This window comes from Verrucomicrobiia bacterium, assembly GCA_035460805.1.
Taxonomy (GTDB): domain Bacteria; phylum Patescibacteriota; class UBA1384; order CAILIB01; family CAILIB01; genus DATHWI01.
Genome location: DATHWI010000073.1, coordinates 19,062 through 37,277 on the forward strand (window position 1 = coordinate 19,062; position 18,216 = coordinate 37,277).

General features: G+C 52.6%; 22 protein-coding genes and 4 tRNA genes. 10 read left to right on the forward strand and 16 right to left on the reverse strand.

Annotation, left to right across the window (positions count from 1 at the left end; genetic code table 11):
• Window positions 1–2: 2 nt before the first annotated feature.
• Genes VLA04_02445 through VLA04_02475 form a run of 7 tightly spaced genes read right to left on the reverse strand, consistent with a single transcriptional unit; the run spans window position 3 to window position 5,203 of the window.
• Window positions 3–440 carry a hypothetical protein gene (locus VLA04_02445; GenBank protein ID HSI20546.1) on the reverse strand — a complete coding sequence of 146 codons (438 nt, stop codon included), beginning with the start codon at window positions 438–440 and terminating at the stop codon, window positions 3–5.
• 48 nt (window positions 441–488) lie between these two features.
• Window positions 489–1,382: a 16S rRNA (cytosine(1402)-N(4))-methyltransferase RsmH gene (gene rsmH / locus VLA04_02450; GenBank protein ID HSI20547.1), complete on the reverse strand. Its 894-nt coding sequence runs from the start codon at window positions 1,380–1,382 to the stop codon at window positions 489–491.
• A gap of 24 nt (window positions 1,383–1,406) precedes the next feature.
• Window positions 1,407–2,243: a hypothetical protein gene (locus tag VLA04_02455; GenBank protein ID HSI20548.1), complete on the reverse strand. Its 837-nt coding sequence runs from the start codon at window positions 2,241–2,243 to the stop codon at window positions 1,407–1,409.
• Window positions 2,243–2,944, reverse strand: coding sequence for a prepilin-type N-terminal cleavage/methylation domain-containing protein (locus tag VLA04_02460; GenBank protein HSI20549.1), 702 nt, complete (start codon window positions 2,942–2,944; stop codon window positions 2,243–2,245). The genes VLA04_02455 and VLA04_02460 overlap by 1 nt, the downstream gene beginning before the upstream one ends.
• Before the next feature lie 2 nt (window positions 2,945–2,946).
• Entirely contained in the window at window positions 2,947–3,792 is an 846-nt protein-coding gene (locus tag VLA04_02465) for a hypothetical protein (GenBank protein HSI20550.1), read from the reverse strand.
• The gene (locus tag VLA04_02470; protein ID HSI20551.1) at window positions 3,786–4,424 is read right to left on the reverse strand and encodes a prepilin-type N-terminal cleavage/methylation domain-containing protein; all 639 of its coding nucleotides are present in this window, start codon (window positions 4,422–4,424) and stop codon (window positions 3,786–3,788) included. The genes VLA04_02465 and VLA04_02470 overlap by 7 nt, the downstream gene beginning before the upstream one ends.
• Complete coding sequence (locus VLA04_02475; GenBank protein HSI20552.1) at window positions 4,421–5,203, reverse strand: prepilin peptidase; 783 nt, start codon at window positions 5,201–5,203, stop codon at window positions 4,421–4,423. The genes VLA04_02470 and VLA04_02475 overlap by 4 nt, the downstream gene beginning before the upstream one ends.
• Window positions 5,204–5,251: 48 nt before the next feature.
• Here VLA04_02475 and VLA04_02480 point away from each other — a divergent pair, with 48 nt between their 5' ends.
• The 3 genes from VLA04_02480 to VLA04_02490 are packed head-to-tail and all read left to right on the forward strand — an operon-like array spanning window position 5,252 to window position 7,640.
• Window positions 5,252–5,983, forward strand: coding sequence for an ABC transporter ATP-binding protein (locus VLA04_02480; protein HSI20553.1), 732 nt, complete (start codon window positions 5,252–5,254; stop codon window positions 5,981–5,983).
• Window positions 5,973–6,776 carry an ABC transporter permease subunit gene (locus tag VLA04_02485; GenBank protein ID HSI20554.1) on the forward strand — a complete coding sequence of 268 codons (804 nt, stop codon included), beginning with the start codon at window positions 5,973–5,975 and terminating at the stop codon, window positions 6,774–6,776. The genes VLA04_02480 and VLA04_02485 overlap by 11 nt, the downstream gene beginning before the upstream one ends.
• On the forward strand, window positions 6,777–7,640 hold the full coding sequence (locus VLA04_02490) for a hypothetical protein (GenBank protein ID HSI20555.1): 864 nt from the start codon (window positions 6,777–6,779) through the stop codon (window positions 7,638–7,640).
• Here the strand turns inward: VLA04_02490 and VLA04_02495 are convergent.
• From VLA04_02495 to VLA04_02535, 9 genes are all read right to left on the reverse strand, one after another.
• Window positions 7,637–8,077, reverse strand: coding sequence for a prepilin-type N-terminal cleavage/methylation domain-containing protein (locus tag VLA04_02495; protein ID HSI20556.1), 441 nt, complete (start codon window positions 8,075–8,077; stop codon window positions 7,637–7,639). The two genes, VLA04_02490 and VLA04_02495, sit on opposite strands and share 4 nt — an antisense overlap.
• 17 nt (window positions 8,078–8,094) lie before the next feature.
• A complete protein-coding gene (locus VLA04_02500; protein HSI20557.1) occupies window positions 8,095–8,739 on the reverse strand; it encodes a type II secretion system protein in 645 nt (214 codons plus the stop codon).
• Window positions 8,740–8,820: 81 nt separating this feature from the next.
• Window positions 8,821–9,375 carry a prepilin-type N-terminal cleavage/methylation domain-containing protein gene (locus VLA04_02505; GenBank protein ID HSI20558.1) on the reverse strand — a complete coding sequence of 185 codons (555 nt, stop codon included), beginning with the start codon at window positions 9,373–9,375 and terminating at the stop codon, window positions 8,821–8,823.
• Between the two features lie 113 nt (window positions 9,376–9,488).
• Entirely contained in the window at window positions 9,489–10,691 is a 1,203-nt protein-coding gene (locus VLA04_02510) for a type II secretion system F family protein (GenBank protein HSI20559.1), read from the reverse strand.
• A gap of 16 nt (window positions 10,692–10,707) precedes the next feature.
• The gene (locus tag VLA04_02515) at window positions 10,708–11,781 is read right to left on the reverse strand and encodes a PilT/PilU family type 4a pilus ATPase (protein ID HSI20560.1); all 1,074 of its coding nucleotides are present in this window, start codon (window positions 11,779–11,781) and stop codon (window positions 10,708–10,710) included.
• 33 nt (window positions 11,782–11,814) lie between these two features.
• Window positions 11,815–14,241 carry an ATPase, T2SS/T4P/T4SS family gene (locus VLA04_02520; protein ID HSI20561.1) on the reverse strand — a complete coding sequence of 809 codons (2,427 nt, stop codon included), beginning with the start codon at window positions 14,239–14,241 and terminating at the stop codon, window positions 11,815–11,817.
• 10 nt (window positions 14,242–14,251) lie between these two features.
• Window positions 14,252–14,545, reverse strand: a complete 294-nt coding sequence (locus tag VLA04_02525; GenBank protein ID HSI20562.1) for a hypothetical protein — start codon at window positions 14,543–14,545, stop codon at window positions 14,252–14,254.
• A gap of 9 nt (window positions 14,546–14,554) precedes the next feature.
• The gene (pilO, locus tag VLA04_02530) at window positions 14,555–15,181 is read right to left on the reverse strand and encodes a type 4a pilus biogenesis protein PilO (protein ID HSI20563.1); all 627 of its coding nucleotides are present in this window, start codon (window positions 15,179–15,181) and stop codon (window positions 14,555–14,557) included.
• Between the two features lies 1 nt (window position 15,182).
• On the reverse strand, window positions 15,183–15,776 hold the full coding sequence (locus tag VLA04_02535) for a hypothetical protein (protein HSI20564.1): 594 nt from the start codon (window positions 15,774–15,776) through the stop codon (window positions 15,183–15,185).
• Between the two features lie 298 nt (window positions 15,777–16,074).
• Between VLA04_02535 and VLA04_02540 the strand changes: the two genes are divergently transcribed.
• From VLA04_02540 to VLA04_02570, 7 genes are all read left to right on the forward strand, one after another.
• A tRNA-Thr gene (locus VLA04_02540) sits at window positions 16,075–16,150 on the forward strand.
• Between the two features lie 23 nt (window positions 16,151–16,173).
• Window positions 16,174–16,248: transfer RNA gene (locus tag VLA04_02545), tRNA-Thr, on the forward strand.
• A gap of 5 nt (window positions 16,249–16,253) precedes the next feature.
• Window positions 16,254–16,339: transfer RNA gene (locus tag VLA04_02550), tRNA-Tyr, on the forward strand.
• 41 nt (window positions 16,340–16,380) lie between these two features.
• The gene (gene rpmG, locus VLA04_02555; GenBank protein ID HSI20565.1) at window positions 16,381–16,560 is read left to right on the forward strand and encodes a 50S ribosomal protein L33; all 180 of its coding nucleotides are present in this window, start codon (window positions 16,381–16,383) and stop codon (window positions 16,558–16,560) included.
• Window positions 16,561–16,704: 144 nt separating this feature from the next.
• On the forward strand, window positions 16,705–17,055 hold the full coding sequence (locus tag VLA04_02560) for a hypothetical protein (protein HSI20566.1): 351 nt from the start codon (window positions 16,705–16,707) through the stop codon (window positions 17,053–17,055).
• A tRNA-Trp gene (locus VLA04_02565) sits at window positions 17,046–17,119 on the forward strand. The genes VLA04_02560 and VLA04_02565 overlap by 10 nt, the downstream gene beginning before the upstream one ends.
• 177 nt (window positions 17,120–17,296) lie before the next feature.
• Window positions 17,297–18,127, forward strand: a complete 831-nt coding sequence (locus VLA04_02570; protein HSI20567.1) for a hypothetical protein — start codon at window positions 17,297–17,299, stop codon at window positions 18,125–18,127.
• Window positions 18,128–18,216: the final 89 nt, after the last annotated feature.

The window sequence follows — 18,216 nt, forward strand, 5'->3', positions numbered from 1 at the left end:
ATTTAGAACATCAGCGTTTGACGGGTTGGGGTGATGTGCACGTGCGCCGGAATGGTCCGGCCCTCGTAACACACATACCCATGAATCTTCACGCCGCGCCGGTTTTGGACATATTCCGGACTGGCAATGAGGAACTGCAGTTTCGTGAGATTGGCAGGGTCACTGGACTGGTACTCCTTGGTCTCATCGAGATACGGGAGTCCAAATGCTTTCTGCTGTGGTACCTCGCGCAAACTGAGGGCGACGCACCTTTTTGCACGGTCTACGGCATCTTTGCCGATAACCTGCAGGGTAGTGCACACATGTGGCCGGGTGCGGCTGCGGCCACAGAATTCCATGGGATGCTTACTGCGACGGTCCACCGGCGCATCCTTGAGAAAGATGTCCACGTCGGGACCGATGGCGAGTTGAAATCTACGGGAAGACGATAGTCTCTGCAAACAAAACCTCCATAACCAGCATACCCGCTTATAGCGAGTCTGAACCTGTTATGCAAGTCTTTTGATGGCCCGTAACTTGGCGCTGCGGCTCCGCGGGTTGCTCACCTGCTCCTCACGGCCAGCTACAAGTGGCTTTTTAGTAAGGATTTGGAACTCTTCGCCAGCACCTTTGAAGGCGTATTTTACAATGCGGTCCTCTAGGGAATGGAAGGTAATAATGGCGAGTATTCCACCTGGCGCCAGAAGACTAAGTGCATCAGGAATTGCCTCCCCTAGGTGCTCTAGCTCCTTATTCACGGCGATACGAAGAGCTTGGAATACGCGTGTTGCTGGGTGCGGGCGCTTATGCCGCTGGCTTGGATGGTAAAGCTCAGTCACAAATTCCGCCAGATCAGTGGTGCGCTTAAAAAGCTCTTTCCTCCGACGCTCAACTACTGCTTTGGCGATTTTGCGGCTCAACCGCTCTTCCCCGTACGTAAAGAAAATCTCAGCCAACTTATGCTCAGGCCAACTATTAAGAATGCTGGCTGCCGTGGCTTGCTCATCCTGGTCCATGCGCATGTCTAATGGACCATCGTGCTGAAAAGAAAACCCACGCTCAGGTGTATCAATCTGATAACTGGAAACGCCAATATCCATAAGGATGCCATCCACTGCAGGTGCAATGTTCTTGGTGCGCAAAAATGACAACTCACTATAGTTCCCCTGGAAGTACTGTACGCGCTCCCCTAGCCGCTCTTCTGCAAACTCAAGTGCATAGGGGTCGCGGTCAATCCCGATCAACCGTATTTCTTTTTTTGCTTCCGCTGCGCACTCAAGCATGGCCTCACTATGGCCACCCATCCCAAGTGTGGCATCAACAAAAATCCCCCCTCGTTCGGGCTGGAGGATTTCCAATGTTTCAGTAAGTAAAACAGGCTTGTGCCGGTCAGCAGGTTGCATACCGCGATACTCTAGCAGAAAGCACTACTTAAGGACACCGTTTTCATCAAAGACACCGGTAGTCTCGCTCAGGTACGGGATCCCTGCACGTACCGTATGGATGAGGCGGACACGCGTCTCACCGGAATAACCCGTAACATCCACCGTGGTGTACCCCTTCCCCATCACGGTCTGTCCGCTGGTTGAGGAGAGGTTGAGGAGAGTGATTGGGCTAGGACCTGCCACGTACGTAAAGACGAGTCGCAGGTAGCGGGCGTCATTGCGTCCAACTACTGAGAAGGCGCCGGCAGGGGTTTGTTCTGCCTCACATACGGTAGAAGAGGTGCAGATGGCGTATTTCACACTCACACCAACACCCACTGTGAACGAAGCGAAGTTGGAGCGGAACGGGATGAGCACCGCAGTGCCCGATGGGATATCCCGGCTCGAAAGCACAGCTGCCGGGGCAGAAGTGTAGGCCACGCGGTTCCTAATGGCCATGTCGTAGTAGGGACAAGTCCTATCTGCTGTGCTGGCGGCAAGAGTTTGCGCAGAAGTCTGCACTGAGCAAAAGCCAGAAGCGTCACGGGTAAAGCCGCGGCGCAACGGATAGAGGGTATACGTGGTACCCACGGAAGTCTTGTCCGTACGGTTGCCATATTCACCATCCGTCAGCGAGCCAGCCCCAATGTAACTCAAGCCTTCCTGAATGCCGATGTTGGCGGTATCCAAAGCTTCATCCCGCGTAGAAAGTACTGCAGAAGCACGGCCAGACTCTAAGAGCGCCCTGCTACCCGCCAGCACCATGACTCCCACAACGGAGAGCAGGAGAAGCATGATGAGGAGCGAAGCCCCGCGTTTTGGTGAGAGTATGCGCTTCATTAGAGTCCACTAAACGGAACGGTGTTATTGGGGAGGTTGCGGTAAGCAGTGCGCTCCACGGTAAGTGGGAGCGTCTTAATAGTATCGGCACGCTCCGTAAAGGTTGAGTCACTGATCGCAGGGTCGTACATGCTGGTCATAGTGAGGCGGATGCCGGATGGGTCAGGGCTGGGGGTCGTTGAGCCATATTGAATAGGAAGCGCAATGAAACGCGTCACATTTGTGGTGGCGTCGGTCAGGTAGGTAGGGCCGGTTACTGTGCCAGGAAATGCGTTAGCGAGGTCAATTGCGGTGCAGAAACGAGAAGAAGTTGAATTGTTATAGGTGCCTGCAAGAATGAACTCTGCCAAACGGTATTTCCCCGCGCCCACTTCCACCACACAGTATGCACGCTGCTCCACTGCCGAGGATGCAGCCCCAGCGGTGGTTGGCACGATACTGGTGAAGACAAGGATATTGCCTGTCGTGGCAGCCGTATTAGCATTGAGGATAACTACCGGCGCGGTCTTGGACGACTGGGCAAAGGCACGGCCAATAATATCAAGTGACTGCTTAATCTGAACTGCAGCACCGTTGCTTTGATCCGTCTGCTGGTACATCCCCACCGTTGAGGAAAATATGACCACGGAGTAACCTGCCACCACTACGAGAAGCAGGGCGGTGATAAGAAGTTCAATGAGGGTAAAGGCTTTGCGTTTCATGGTTATGGCGCTGGCTCCACGGTATTTGGGTCAACGCTACATGGCACTGGAAGAGTAGGACAGACACCGCCACCTCCACCACCTCCGCCGCCCGGCGGCGGGACAGCCAGGCCAGTGCCTGGGACGTGGTTAGTGAGAACGAGTGTCTGGGAAACGGCTTCACCCTTCCGATCCACGCCACCCAAGATAGGCCACACGGCAACCGTGAGGGAGTATCCAGTGTACGAGGTGGAAGTAGCAATAGAGATAGTGCGTCGGTAGAAATCCCAGTCTTTCTGGTGGTTCAAGTCACTGGCAAAGTAAGTGGTGGTATTTGTCCCCGTGGTAGGTAGGTAGGTAAAATCGTACACCTGGGGTTCTACGATAAAATTCTGCAGCGCAGATGGAACACCCTTGCGAACGGCTATCACCTCACCCTCACTTACATTAAGGGCGCTACTCATGGTGTAGGAGGCATTTGTGGGACCGGCTGGGCTCACCAAACCTGCACAACCCGGATTACCAGAAGCGCACCAAAGGAGGTGGATAGGATGGGTAGTAGTAATTGAAGCCTGGGAGCCAGGGCGGGTACGGTACGGTGCGATGCGCACAGGCGAGGCCGTTAGGGTCACGGGCAAGAATGCGTCACTGAGCGGTTGGGCGGGCGTAGCGCTCCGCAAGGCGTTGTGCGTCAGGGTAATCATGTCCACGGCATCTTGTACCAACGCTTCTTGCTGGGTACGCATTTCCGTAACAGCAGCGTTTCGCTGTACTGCGCGGTTTGCACTCACTGCCGCACCCATAACCACCACGGCAAGTGCCAAAGCAATGACCGTTTCCAGAAGGGTGAAGGCGGGCCGCTTTAACATGATGTCTCCGGTAACTCTTGAAACTTAACAGGCAGCCCTAAGTTGGTCATGGAGATGACACCGCATGCATCAATAGATTGGCTATTGATCTGAATGGTAGTAGTCCCCTCAGGCAGGGTGAACCCGCGGCCCAATGGCACATAGGTAGCACCTGGGGCATCCGGCTGCTTGATAGCGATACCCGCTGAAGACAGCCCCACCGGCATCCCGTTTTCCAAGGCACCAAATACTACCCGCACAATGGCGTTCGTTTTGAGGATGCTGTTATCTGCACGGAAAGGTTGTCCGGAGACACCTTCCGCCGGAACACCAGCAAGTAACTCTGAGACCAAGAGCTCGGTGCCGTCACTGGCCTGGATAGCAGCATAGGGTTCAACGATGCACTCCACTTTGGGTGTCCCTGGGTAACTGGTTATGGTTGCGCGGGTAAACCTTGGGACATTGGCCGTAGAGCCTGCCCTTACCTGGTGACTTGCACGCTGAAGGCAATTGGCAATCTGCTGGCCCCCGCTGCGGAATTCTTGGAGTTGAAGATACCCGCTGTACCGGGAAACTGCAGCCATACCAATAATGGCTGCCACAGCAACGGCAATGCTCAACTCGATAATGGTAAAAGCACGTACCCCTTTCATATACCCATAGTATACCACTGAATAATGGCCTGCCCCCAGACCAAGGCAATAAGGCCACCCATAGCCAAGTAAGGCCCAAAAGGCATGGCCACGTCGTCTGTCCTACCCAAACGGGCCAAAATTATTACCCCCACCACCGCCCCCAGTAGTACCGCCGCAAAGAGCGCTGGGAAAATAGCGGGGTAACCAACTAACGCACCTACGGCCGCGACAATCCAGGCATCCCCCTCCCCCATACCCAGCTTTCCCGTAAGCAATTTCCACCCATATGTCAGAAAGAGGATAATTCCCACACCCACTGCAGCACCTAGGGCCACCTGGGTAAGTGTCATCTTTCCTGAAAGGACATTCGAAAGAGCAGCCACAACCATAGCAAAGATGGTGTACTCCGGCCTGATTTCCATTGTGCGGAAGTCCGTCCCACTTAAGACAAAGAACGTGGCAAGGACAATGAACACCCCTGCAGCCAACACCCAACTGCCATTGAGAAAATAGCCGTACCACAGGGCGAAAACAGCCAGAGCAGCAACTACTAACTCACCTAGCGGATACTGCCAGCTCAGAGCCTTCTTACACTTCCGGCAGCGGCCGCCTTGCATGACAAAACTCAAGAGAGGGATGAGCTCATACCAGGAAAGTTCATGCCCACAGTGCATACAAGCAGAGCGCCCGGTGAGGATGGTACTTCGCCTGCTATCGCGTAGAATGACTACGTTAAGGAAGGAGCCAATGACTGCTCCCAGCACCGCTGCGGCAATTACAAAAAAAGAATCTGGCATACTCCCTTTATTCTACGGTATAGTTTGGGGAGAACCTACCCTACGCACATGGCACAAGCAATTCCCCTCTCAGTAACGAAAATCCGTAAGACGTTTGGCACATTCACCGCAGTAAAGGATATGTCTTTTACGGTAAAGCCCGGTGAAGTGGTGGGCATCATTGGCCCGAACGGTGCGGGCAAGAGCACTACCATCAAAATGATTTTGGGATTACTGGAACCCGACTCCGGTACCATCTCCCTTTTTGGCAGTACTGCCGATGACGTGGCAGTGCGCCGCCGTATTGGCTACATGCCGGAGACCCCTTCTTTCTACAGCAAGCTGACTGGCCGGGAGCTCCTTGTCTATGTGGGCGAGCTTTTCCAACTGCCCCGCCCCATCATCCTGGAACGTACCGATGAACTACTAGCACTGGTCGGCCTCAAGGATGCGGCAGACCGCCAAGTTGGCGGGTACTCAAAAGGGATGACCCAGCGCATCTGCCTTGCCCAAGCCCTTATGAATGAACCGGAGCTCATCTTCCTCGACGAGCCCATGGACGGCCTGGACCCTATTGGGCGGATCCGTATGCGGGAGATTCTTCTCGCCATCAAGAAGCGGGGTGCCGCCATTGTCTTTAACTCCCACGTCCTAAGCGACGTAGAGCTTATGAGTGACCGGGTTGCCGTGATGGACAAAGGAGAGCTTAAGGCTTTTGACACGGTGAAGAAGCTCATTCCCAAAGGCAAAACCCTTGAAGATGTATTTGTCAGCCTCGTGGAGGTGAACGATGAAGCGTAAGACAACCCCTACCATGGCCGGAACCAGCCTCTTCTCCCCTATTTGGGTCATTGCAAAAAACACCTACCGAGAGCTCATCCGTGAGCGCTTGCTGTATGGCGTATTCCTCATTGCGGCACTCGTCACTGCTTTAAGCTTTTTCCTTAGTACGGTGTCTTTGGGTCAAAACGCCCGCATCCTCCATAACATTGGACTGGCCACCATCCATCTCTTTACGCTGTTCATCCTCATCTTTGTCACCACCAACTCCATTACGAAAGATTTGGACAAGCGGACGGTCTACTTCCTGTTCCCCAAGCCCATTACCCGCGGCCAGTACGTGCTCGGCAAGTACGTGGGCCTCATCTTCCTCCTTCTTACTACGCTAGTCATTCTAGGTGGACTCTTCCTTATGGGGGTGTTCTTTACGGAAAAAAGCCTTGTCCTTCCTGCGGTCACCAACTTGGCATTTTCCTTTTTGGAAATCTCCCTCCTCATTGCCCTGGCCCAACTTTTTGCCAGCTTCACCGCTCCCCTTAATGCTTCGCTCTACAGCATTGCCCTTTACATTATTGGGCATTCCCTCACCCTGCTGCGCGACTTCCTAGCGGAGCAAGGCAGTGCCTTGGTTAGTGTGATTAACGCCTGCTACTACATACTTCCCAACTTAGAAAAATTTGATATCCGTGCCGCTACCCTCTACGGGATTCCATTGGGATCGTCACAGGTAATGTGGACCATTGGGTACTGGGCGGTATATACCGGCTTGGCACTTTTCCTCACCACCCAGGTTATCCGTAAGCGTGAATTTTAAGTGAAACAAACCCGGGTCACAACGTGGGCCATCGCGCTCTTGGCGCTCACTTCCCTGGCCTCTGCACAGGGTATGTCTGATACGGCATCCGCCGGTTACAAAAAGGAAAAGAAGAAAGCAGCCATCCTCTTGGCAGAACCTGCCCTTCCCTCACTCACCTCCCTCAAAGCACTTAGCATCAACCAACGCGGGGCCATGGCAGACCTTTTGTGGCTGAAGAGCATCCAGTACTTTGGCCAAGGGAACCCCTACGGCCAGTACCCGTCGCTAGGCGCAGTGGTGAATACCATTACAGAGTTAGACCCCAAGTTCTCTTACGCGTATGAGTTTGGCATGGTGGTACTTCCGTTTATGGGACAGACGCCCATTGCGGTCACCATGGGAGAGCGGGCACAAACCGCAATCCCTAACGATGGGCTTCTCACGTTTTACCTGGCCTCCGTTTATCATCTGAATGTGAAAGATTACAAAAAGGCAGGCGCACTTTACGATAAGGCTTCACGTGAGCCAGGCGCCCCCCTCGCCTCGCGCGAGCTGGCAGGCGTAGCCTTAGCCTCCGTCGATGATTCGCTTTCCGACCGCTTGGCTGCCCAGGCTTTTTGGAAAGCTGTATTTGAGAATGCCAAGGATGAATCTGAAAAAGAGCGCGCTGCGCGCTGGTATGCCCACCTGGAAGTGGTCTACGACCTGGAACAATTTGCCGAGCAATACAAGCAGGACAAAGGCGCATACCCACAGAACCTGGAGGAACTAAAAAACGCCGGCTATATTGCGGCGGTTCCCGAGTCCCCTATTGGGCGATTCCTCATTCTTAACCCTGAAACGGGACGCATCGACTTCAGTAAGAGCAGGTCCGGGTTCTAATCGTTTTGTACACGGTACCCGTCCACCACCCAAACGGAACCACCGTTCCATCCTTTTTTATTCTCTTTGTTCTCAAAGGTGCCAAAGAGCGTAAAGGCCTTGGCGCTATTGGCTGACTGGTACTTATAAATGTTGCTTCCCGTATTCAAAGGGTCAACCGGCATCTCACGGATGTAATTGGGCTCCAGCGCAAGGGAGAGCGCGTCGGTAGAGCCATCCACCGTAACGGCAGAAGGCGCACTGACATACACTTGCGGTGTTTGCGCTGCGTAATACGTAGAGAGCACGACCTTGATTTGGTTAAGGTCGTTAATCCGCTGCGCATCACGCGCCCTGGTACGGACCCCGCTGTATGAAACCGAGGCAATAGCCGCAAGTATGCCGATGATCGCCACGGTGATCATCAGCTCTACAAGGGTAAAGGCGGGTTTACGCATGGGGTTGCTGCCTACCCCTAGCTGCAGGGGTTGGTCTGCGGCAAAGCAGCGGTGCCAGTTACATAATCAACTGTTACCGTACCGGCCGGTTTAGAGGTAGAAATGCCATCCTTAATATAGAACGCACCGTCAGGAGCGGTAATGGAGTCTGTTACCGATGTACCCACGCAATAGTTCTGAGAGGTCACCTGTGAAGCTATGAACGGTACCGTAGGAGGAGCGGCAGGAGCAATAACAACAGATGAAGCGTACCCATAGGTATGGGCGAATGAAGGAGTCTTAGAGATTCGGACGGGATAAGCACCCGTGGCTGAGTTAAAATAACTAGCCCAACCGCCGCAGGTCGCATTTTGAGTGTACACACCCACGGTACATGTAGCACCAGCACCTGTACCGTTAATGCGGGTCAGCGGCACGTTGGTAGTGGTAGCGCGGCTGTTAGCAGCACGCTCTACGGCAACCGTAGTAGTTACCATCCATGACTCAATCCCCTTTCCCATTTGGGAGATGTCTGACTTTGCAGCGGCGTTCCTACTCTTGGCTTGCGCGCCAGACAGCTGCGTAATGATAAGCGTGGCGAGAATACCAATAATAGCGATAACAAGAAGAAGCTCAATAAGGGTAAAGCCGCGCTTGAATGACATAGGGAATCTCTTACTCATATTGCCTAACTAGTATATACCAACTCCCCCCGTTAAACCAAAAGCCCGGGCAATGCCCGGGCTTTTCCCTAAACAATCAAACTAGGCACAAGGAGTGGCAGCGTTGTCGTAGGTAATGGTAGTTGTACCATTGGCCTTACTGGCAGACACACCATCCATGACGAAGAATGCGCCGTCAGGGGCAGCTGTACTGGTAGTTACGGTAGTACCTACACAGTAGTTAGTAGCGGTGGCAGTACCAAATGAAGCATCTGCGTCACCAGCGGTAACTGCGTTTGTCTGGTATGTGTACACGTGGCTCACAGAAGGGTTCTTGCTAATGCGCACTGGGAAGCCAGTACTAGCAGTGTTGAAAAGCGTTGTCCAACCCTCAGCGGCAGTAACGGTACCGTTTGCTGCAGTGGATAGGTTAGTAGCACCATCAGCAGTACTGCTGTTTGGAACCAACTCTGTGTTGTTTGTAGTCTTCCAAGTCTCAACAGCCTTACCTGCCTGAGAAATGTCTGACTTAGCGTTTGAGTTACGGGCACGGGACTGGGCACCGGAAAGCTGCGTAATAACGAGCGTGGCGAGAATACCAATGATGGCAATCACGACCAGAAGCTCAATGAGTGTGAAACCGCGCTGGATGCGCATTAGATCCTCCTTATTAGGTCTAGATAATAACTTGATACATTTATTATGTGACCGGCGTTTGAAGCCGTCAACAGGTAGCGAAATATTTACCTCCCTTTTAGGGTTCGCAAGCCCTAAACGCTCGTACTAATCTGGTAGATAGGAAGGAGAATGGAAACCACCAAACCCGCCACGCCAATACCTAAAATGATAATCACGATTGGCTCAATCAGGCTAGAGAGGCCGGACACTTTACTGTCGACTTCTGCTTCATAGTACTCGGCCAGCTTGATCATGACCTCGTCCATTTTTCCGGTCTGCTCACCCACTGAAACCATCTGTCCTACCATGAGCGGGAAGATTGGGTTGTCAGAAATAGGTGTACTCATGGGGATACCACGCTCAACCTGTTCCGCAACAATTTGGATACCGCGCTGGTACAGGCGGTTGGTAAACGAATCGTTAATAAGGCGCAGCGCTTCAAGGAGTGGGACACCAGAGCTTAAGAGAAGGCTCAGGAGACGGCCGAAGCGTGCCATGTTGGTTTCCTCGACGATCTTGCCCATGACAGGGATGCGGAGGGAAAACTTACTAAAGAACCGCACGCCAGCCTCGCTTTGAAGGAAAGCACGAAGCGCATACCCTCCCACTACCAGGATCAGGATAACCAGGTACCAGCGGTGAATGAGAAAGTCTGAGACCGCAATGAGGGTGCGGGTGGAAAGTGGAAGTTCTTTGCCAGAGGAAAGGAAAAGGTCACGAAGCTGCGGGATAACCTTGACCATCATGACCACACCTACGCCCACCATGGCCACCATAATGAAGGCCGGATAGACAAGGGCGCCCTTAATCTTGCCACGGATCTTCACATCTTTTTCCATGTTGGTGGAAAGCTGGGAAAGAACGTTTTCAAGCTTACCTGTTGCCTCACCTGAGCGGACAACGTTGATGAAAACCGGGTCAAAGACATCGTTGTACTTAGCCAAGGCGCTAGAGAAGCTAAAGCCGTCCTGGATATCGTTAAGCACACCTTCCATTACGTCTCGGAACTTGCCCTTGCGCGCCTGCCGGATAAGCAATCGCATTGACTGAGAAAGGGTAAGGCCCGCCTCAATCATGGTTGCCAACTGGCGGGAAAAGAGGGTGCGGTCGTTTAGAGTAACCCGGTTGAGGAATGGCAGGAAGTCCGCCACCGTCTTTGGGATGGTAATTGAGATGGGCGTCAGCTCATTCTTTTGCAGCATCTTCTTGGCTGCTTCTACGCTGACAGCCTGAACAATACCCCCAACTACTTGGTTCTCTTTGTTTCGGGCGCGGTAGTTATAGTTCTGGACCATGCAGGGAACCTTGTCCTTAGTAGATCATCATCTTAAGTGCCTTTGGATCCAGGGACCAGGCAAGGGCGTCATCAACGGAAACTTCCCCTTTGTTCACCAGCTCGGCCAAGGACTTGTCGAGGCTGGCCATACCCTCGGCAGCAGAGGTCTGGATAAGGTTGGGAATTTGGTAGGTCTTTCCTTCACGGATGAGGGAGCGGACAGCGGAGTTTGCCACCATTATTTCAGTGGCGATAATACGGCCACCTTGCACCTTAGGTAGCAAGCGCTGAGAAACGATACCTAGGAGTACCTCTGACAACTGGGTGCGGACCTGCGACTGTTGATGCGGTGGGAACACGTCAATGATACGGTCTGCAGACTGGGCAGCGGAGTTGGTATGCAGCGTAGTAAGGACTAAGTGCCCGGTTTCAGCCAACTGAAGTGCGGCTTCCATGGTTTCCAGGTCGCGCATTTCACCCACCAACACTACATCCGGGTCTTCACGGAGGGCTGACCGCAGGGCAGAGGCAAAAGACGGTGTATCGCTCCCTACTTCACGCTGGGTAACGATGCTCTTCTTGTGTTCAAAGATGTACTCGATAGGGTCTTCAATCGTAATGATGTGTCCCCTGCGTTCCGCGGAAATCTGGTTCACCATGGCGGCCAGCGTAGTGGACTTACCGTGGCCAGTAGGCCCGGCAATAATGATCAGCCCTTGGTTGCGCTGGATGAGCTTGCTGACCACCGCTGGGAGACCAAGGTCTTCCAGGTTGCGGGAAGCTGCTGGCAAGAGGCGCAAACTAATGGACAGTGCGCTGCGGGTAAAGAACACGTTGGCACGGAAGCGGAGATCGCGGTACGTAAAGGAGAAGTCCTGCTCTTTGCGCGTACTGGTCAGGCGCTCGTACATTTGAGGCCCAATGAACCCAGAAATGATCTCGGTAGCCTTTTCTGGTGTAAACGCAGGGCCATCCATGAGGAGGAGCTGCGTGTCGACACGGATAGTAGGAGCAATGCCCCCAACAATATGGATGTCGGACGCACCCTTTTCCAGGGCATAGTCCAGAAGGGCGGCGAATTCCTGATTGAGTGAGGTTTGCTGAAGCATATCTTTAGTGTACTACGCGGAGACGAGTACTGACTACTTAGTAGATGTTTCGCGGAGCACTTCGTCCAGAGTGGTAACGCCATTCACCACTTTAATAAGGCCGTCCTGGTACATGGTAAGCATCCCCTCTTTTTGGGACTGGGCTTGGATTTCTGAGTTAGGGGCATGCTTTAAGGTAAGCTCGCTGATCGGCTCGGTCATGGTAAGCACTTCGTAAATACCCATCCGACCCAGGTAGCCCTTGCCACCACACTTTTCACAGCCAACACCCTGGTAGAATTTCACCTCTTTTGGCAGGCGGGCTGCGTCACTTGGGTTGAGCTGGGCGATCTTTGCGACATCCGCTTCAATCTGCGCCTTGAAACCTGGTGGGAGGCTGATGTCCTTTTTACAGTGAGGGCAGATTTTACGCACCAAGCGTTGTCCTAACGCCACGTTGAGCGAACTCGTAATAAGGAAGGGCTCAATCCCCATGTTGGTTAAACGAGGGATGGCGCCAGCAGCGTCGTTGGTGTGCAGCGTGGAAAGCACCAAGTGACCGGTAAGGGCGGCCTGGGTTGCCATATTGGCTGTTTCACCGTCGCGGATTTCACCCACCATGATAATGTTCGGGTCTTGGCGAAGGACAGAGCGTAAGCCTTCCGCGAAGGTAAACCCAATCTTAGGGCGGATTTGCGCTTGGTTAATGCCTTTCATTTCGTATTCAACCGGGTCTTCCAAGGTGACCACGTTTACGTTTGGCGTGGCGATGCGGTTGAGGATGGCGTACAGCGTTGTAGACTTACCAGAACCAGTTGGCCCCGTAGCAAGGCAGACACCGAACGGCTTTTGGATTGCCTCCATAAGGTGTTGGTAGCCCAGGCCTTCAATGCCCAGCTTCTCCAAGGAGGTAATACCCTTGGACTTGTCCAAGATACGCATTACCACTTTCTCACCATGTACCGTTGGCATGACTGAGACACGAAGGTCTACTTGGGCATCATTGAAACTTACGTCAAAGCGGCCGTCTTGCGGGATACGTGTTTCGTCCAAACGGAGGCGTGACAAAATTTTGATACGGCTTACCATGGCGGCATGAACATCTGGCGGCAGCTTGATGATATCCATAAGCTGGCCGTCCACACGGAAGCGGACACGCACCTCATCGTCAAATGATTCAACGTGAATGTCGGAGGCCTTCTCATGAATAGCGTATGACACTACTGCAGCCACAATACGTGGGATGAAGCCCTTTTTGACGTGCTCTTTAAGCTCGTCAACCGTATTGACTACGCCCTCTAAGAGCTTTCCAATATCCCCCTCCTCGTCACTGTGTGCGCTGGGCGCAGGAGCGGGTGCGGCAGGTACGGAAGCGTCAGGGGTAACAGGCTTTACCATCTCGGCAGGCGCGGCGGCGGAGCGGGAAGAGACGCCTGTATCCGGTGCCACTGCTTTTGGCTTTTCTACCGGGGCTGATTTCTCCAACTTCTCCTTGTCTTCTTCCACACTGTCTTGCACAACTTCCTCTACCTTGCCCGTGCCAAAGCTATGGGCGACCCGCTGGAAAAGCCCTGCGAACCCTCCCTTCTCTTCCTCCGTGGAGATGATTGCGGCCTGAACATCAGGGACGGTAACGTCAGCATTGAGGACCTTCTCCACTTCTTGTTCTTCAGGCTGCGTCTCCCCTTTCAGGTCCATGCGGCTCTGCTCTTTCCTTTTGGTTTCTTCTTGTTTCTTTTTCTCCTCGTCCAACTTATTGGCGTAGTACGCCAACAGGTCATCAAGCTGCTTCTCTTCAACTTTAATGAGATGCACCGTGATATCGTTGCTCTTCTCAATTTCTTTGACCAGTTTTTGCGTCTGGCCCATGTTCTGGCCATCAGTCACAAACCAATAGCTCTTTGGCGGGAAGAAATCCACGCTTACTAAGCGGTGGGTCTCGGCGTAATCTAACGGCACTCGCTTCAGGTAGTTCAGCGCAACTGACTGTCCTAACTTGAAGAGCGGCGGAGCCGGAGTAGCATCCTCCCCTTTCTTGGTGGCCGGTGACGAAGTGGAGGATGTAATAGGAACATCCACCCTCTTTGCGGGCTCTTCCTGCTTCTTTTCTTCTTTCTTTTCTTCGGGTTTTTCTTGAGGGGTTACCTGCTGCGGCACATCCTTCTTAGGGATGTCAGGCGCTTTAGGTGGAACCGGGGGCGTGGGGTGAGGGTACGAGCTGAGTACCTTGGCAAAACTCTGGGGGTCGGTTCGGAAAAGGCGGATTGTCCGGCCCACTTTGCCCTCCATGTCCTTAAGCGCCGTGAAGAAGCCCTGTTTCAACTGCTCAGGGTACACCAAAGCAAGCTTGAGCTCTTTTTCATTTTCCTCAAAGGCAGCTACTTGGAAGCGCTTCATGGTGTCGAACGAGACACGCTTCAAAACAGCCGGATCAATAGTCCGGCCCTTAAGGTCAATAACGGGAAGGGTGGGCGCAGCCAAGGCCGGTTTCTTAATTTCCTGCTCGGGTAATATCAACCTTGCCCAACTCACTTGGGCTGTAATTCACGCCGCCACTAGTAGCTGCAGTAGTGGTGGTGAGGGGGACGGTGAGTGCAAACACACCCTTCTCTTTTTGTGGGTCCAATTCAGTAGCAATGACCTGTGTCTCAAATGCATGGGCCGTTGCGGGAACTTCCGCTGGGGTAGTGGCCATATAGAGGTAAGCCTGGAAACCAACTACACCCAATACAACTGCCCCGACAAGGATGGCCGATATAAGCGCTGGAGTAATACGACGAGCCATAGTGTCTCCTTATTTCGTTACAGGGCTGAATGAAGCAGAAAGCGTCTCCGCACGGACAATGGCCGCGGCATTCAAGGTAAACTGTCCTGTCGCTTGGTTCTTTTCCTTATCAACAGCCTGCGCAAGGTTAAAGGTCTCCAGGCTCAATGGGCGCAAGTTCTGCTCCAGTTTGGTGACAAAAGCCAGGAGGTTAGCGTAGGTGCCCGTGCCTGTTATTGATACTGGAATGCGGACGGCGTTTTCCGTACTATCCATAACTGGCGTCCCTACTTGGTAGGCAGCATCCTTTACACCAAGGGTGTTCGCCTGGGTTATAAGGGATTCAAGCTGCAGGTAGAGACCCGGCATATCTTCTGTGCGCGGGTAGACATCGTTGACCTTACTAAAGTCCACTTTGCGCTCTATCTCCATACGCTCTTTGACTTGGTTGAGTTGCAGGCGGGCCGTACTGAGGGCAGCCACATCACTTTCCAAGCCCTTAAGGTTTGCCTGGTTGGCAGCCAAGCTAGCACGTACCACCTTCAACTGAGGAGAAAGGAATTGGTAACTCCCACCTACTCCCAAAAGGAGAAGGACGATGCCACCAAGAAGAACATTTTTGTTCGACGAACCAGATTGGTTTTGGAGTGAGGCCATATTATTGAGCTGGAATTACCTGCTTGAGACTGCCTGCGTCAATGACCAGAGGCTGAAGTGTCAACGTGAACGAAAAGGACACGTAATTGCGCCCGGTATCCGCATCGACTACCTTTGCCACTAACACGGGACGCACAGCTGAAAAGTACTTCTGCCCTTCTGTATCAGTAAAGGCTCGGAAGACTTTGGCATAGGTTGTGTAGTCCGGGACCGTGCCAGAAACCGAAACAACACCCTTGTTGGTAGCCTGGATACTGGTAACCACCAAGTCTTTGTGGAGGCGCTTGGCAAAGGTCTCGAGAACGGATGGCCAGCGCTTCTGAGTATCGAAAACGGTGTGGAGGCCCTGGGCTTGTTTAGAGAGAGCCTTAAGCTCATCGGCAGTTGGCTGCAAGGCAGCCAGTTCAGCCTGTTTCTTAGTGATCTCGGTCTGGACAACAGCGGATTGTGCCTTGGTGGAATGGATTTGCCAAAAGAAACCACCCGCTACGAGGAGGCTGAGAATGCCTCCCACAAGCATAACCAGGCTGGCTGGCTGGACTGGATCTAGTTTTCCAGGCGAAATAATTGTCGTCGGATCAGTATACGTAGCCACGCGCCCTCCCTTTACTGACGGTCTTTGCTTGATTCAGTATACAAGCCGGCTTCTTGCCGAGGCAAGTGCTGGACTGGTTTGCCAGATCTGTGGTATGGTGTCTAGGCAATTGGTTGAGGGTTCTTCAATAGTTTGCGTACAACTGCCCTTGTACCGCTACGCGGTCAAGGACTCGCTCGGGATAAGTCCAAATAAGCACCTTACCTACTCAACGTCCTTTGTATCTCTACGAGATACAAAGACCTTCACTCGGATTCCCCTGCTGCAAGCGAGCTTGCGCAGTGCAATCCTCACTCAGGCCCTTGTAGCTCAGTTGGTAGAGCGCGTCCATGGTAAGGACGAGGTCACCGGTTCAATCCCGGTCAAGGGCTCCAAAAAAAATTGAATCCGTCGTTGGGCCCCCTTAGCTCAGGGGTAGAGCAATTGTTTTGTAAACAATGGGTCGTCGGTTCAAATCCGACAGGGGGCTCCAAATGTGGGCAGATACTCAAGCGGTCAACGAGGGGAGACTGTAAATCTCTTGGCGTATGCCTTCCTAGGTTCGAATCCTAGTCTGCCCACCAAAAAAGTATTCAAATTTATCCATTCCTAACAGGAACACCTCATGGCCAAAAAGGGAAACCGCTCTTGGGTCTACGTGGTGCCGGAAGATAAGGCTGTTCCCCAGATCCGCATCCAAACAGAGCGGAACAAGGTGAACCTTAAGGAAAAGCTCCGACTTCGTCTTTTCCATCCGAGCATTCGTAAGCATGTCTGGTTCAAAGAGACGAGCGTTACAAAGTAGTTTGATACAGCTGGTAAAAACATTGTCTGCACTACGTGCTCAATAATGTGATTGCCAGCTGTTCTGGTTTATGTGAAAGTATAATGCCGCCAGTGTCTCCAGACAACCCATTGATTTAGAGTCTACATATAATATCCTCCCTATATGTCTACTCCCGAATGGCGCGCAAATAATCAAGATAAGCTCCGCGAGTACCGTCGTCTCTGGTACTACAGAAATGTTGAGCACGCAAAAGCTAAAGTTTTAGCGAGGAGAATGGAGCTCGTACGGTTTATAGAAGAAATAAAAGCGAATCTTTCCTGCGAGGTTTGCGGAGAGAACCATCCACGGTGTCTCGACTTTCACCACAGGGATCCTGCGCAAAAGAAGGCTCTAATTGGAGGGATTGCCCGAAAAAAATCATGGAAAAAGGAGCGTATAATAGAAGAAATCAATAAATGCTCCGTACTGTGCTCCAACTGTCACAGAAAGTATCATGCATCCATAGGCCCTTAGTTTAGTGGTAAAACGTCGGTCTCCAAAACCGCAGTTGAGCGTTCGATTCGCTCAGGGCCTGCCAAGAAAGAGTCAAACACCTCGCCGTGTTTGACTCTTTTTTGTACTGAAGTGGGAATCAGGCCTTGAGAAATTAGTAATGAAATAGGCTCTGGATAGTGACTTCAAGCTATCCTTTTGCTAAAGTCCGGCTAGCACCTCGACAACTTGATGCATCCAGATGCACGTGATAGGAGACCCCGTGGAAAGAATTGTTAGTATCCCAGATGAGCTAAGGCAAAACCCCCTTCTCTTTCAGCGAAACTTTGATGGCTTTGGCTATGTGCCAGGAGCCGAATTCAAATCACTGGAGACACAGGCTAATGAGTTCTCGGCTATGATGCCCGAGCTAGTCTACGACCCCTTAGCGCTAGCTCCCTACAAGAAGCCAGCCTTCGTCATGCCAGGCGCTGAAGCTTTCTGCCTCATGGCGAAGGTTTCAGCTTTGGGAAAACGCTACGGCATTCAAGATCCGTACACGGCTGGATATCCCCATATTACAGCCCATTACATTCACGAGTTTCGGGAAAGTATCTCTCTACAGATTGGTGGAAATAAAAACCCAACCTATGAAGAAACTTTTCAGCAGCTCTGCGCGGGAGAGAATGGACCTAGACAGGTTTATCCTCACCTTGTACCACTCATTGAACGACTTGAAGAAGAAGCCCTTGGCGACTATCTGGCCATGCCAGTGAATCTCGGGGTTCTGTTTCAATCTTGGAACTCACGTGCTGTCGCTACCGTGGCGCCGCAGCTTGGTATGCTGCCGCTCTGCGCTGCTCACTTCTTTTCGCTCATGCTAACTCACTCACACTTTGTGGCTCCGATCCCGCCGGATTCGCCATACATCGAAACATTGCGCTTGGGATGCCCAGGAGACTTCTGGGCTGGTGAGCATCCTAAAGGGATCGACGGCGAGCAGCATATGAGCATTCGGTTTAGGCGCGGAAGTCGCACAAACCTGAGTACCCATGTCGATACAGAGCGCTGTTACGGCTACGAATCGTGGGCGGTAGGATTCCTGCCGCTTTAACTTTCTTGCCGCCTAGAAACCGGCCCCGACCGTTCGCCAATAGGAGGTGGACACATGACGAGCATTTTCTTCAGCCTTCACTTTAATCT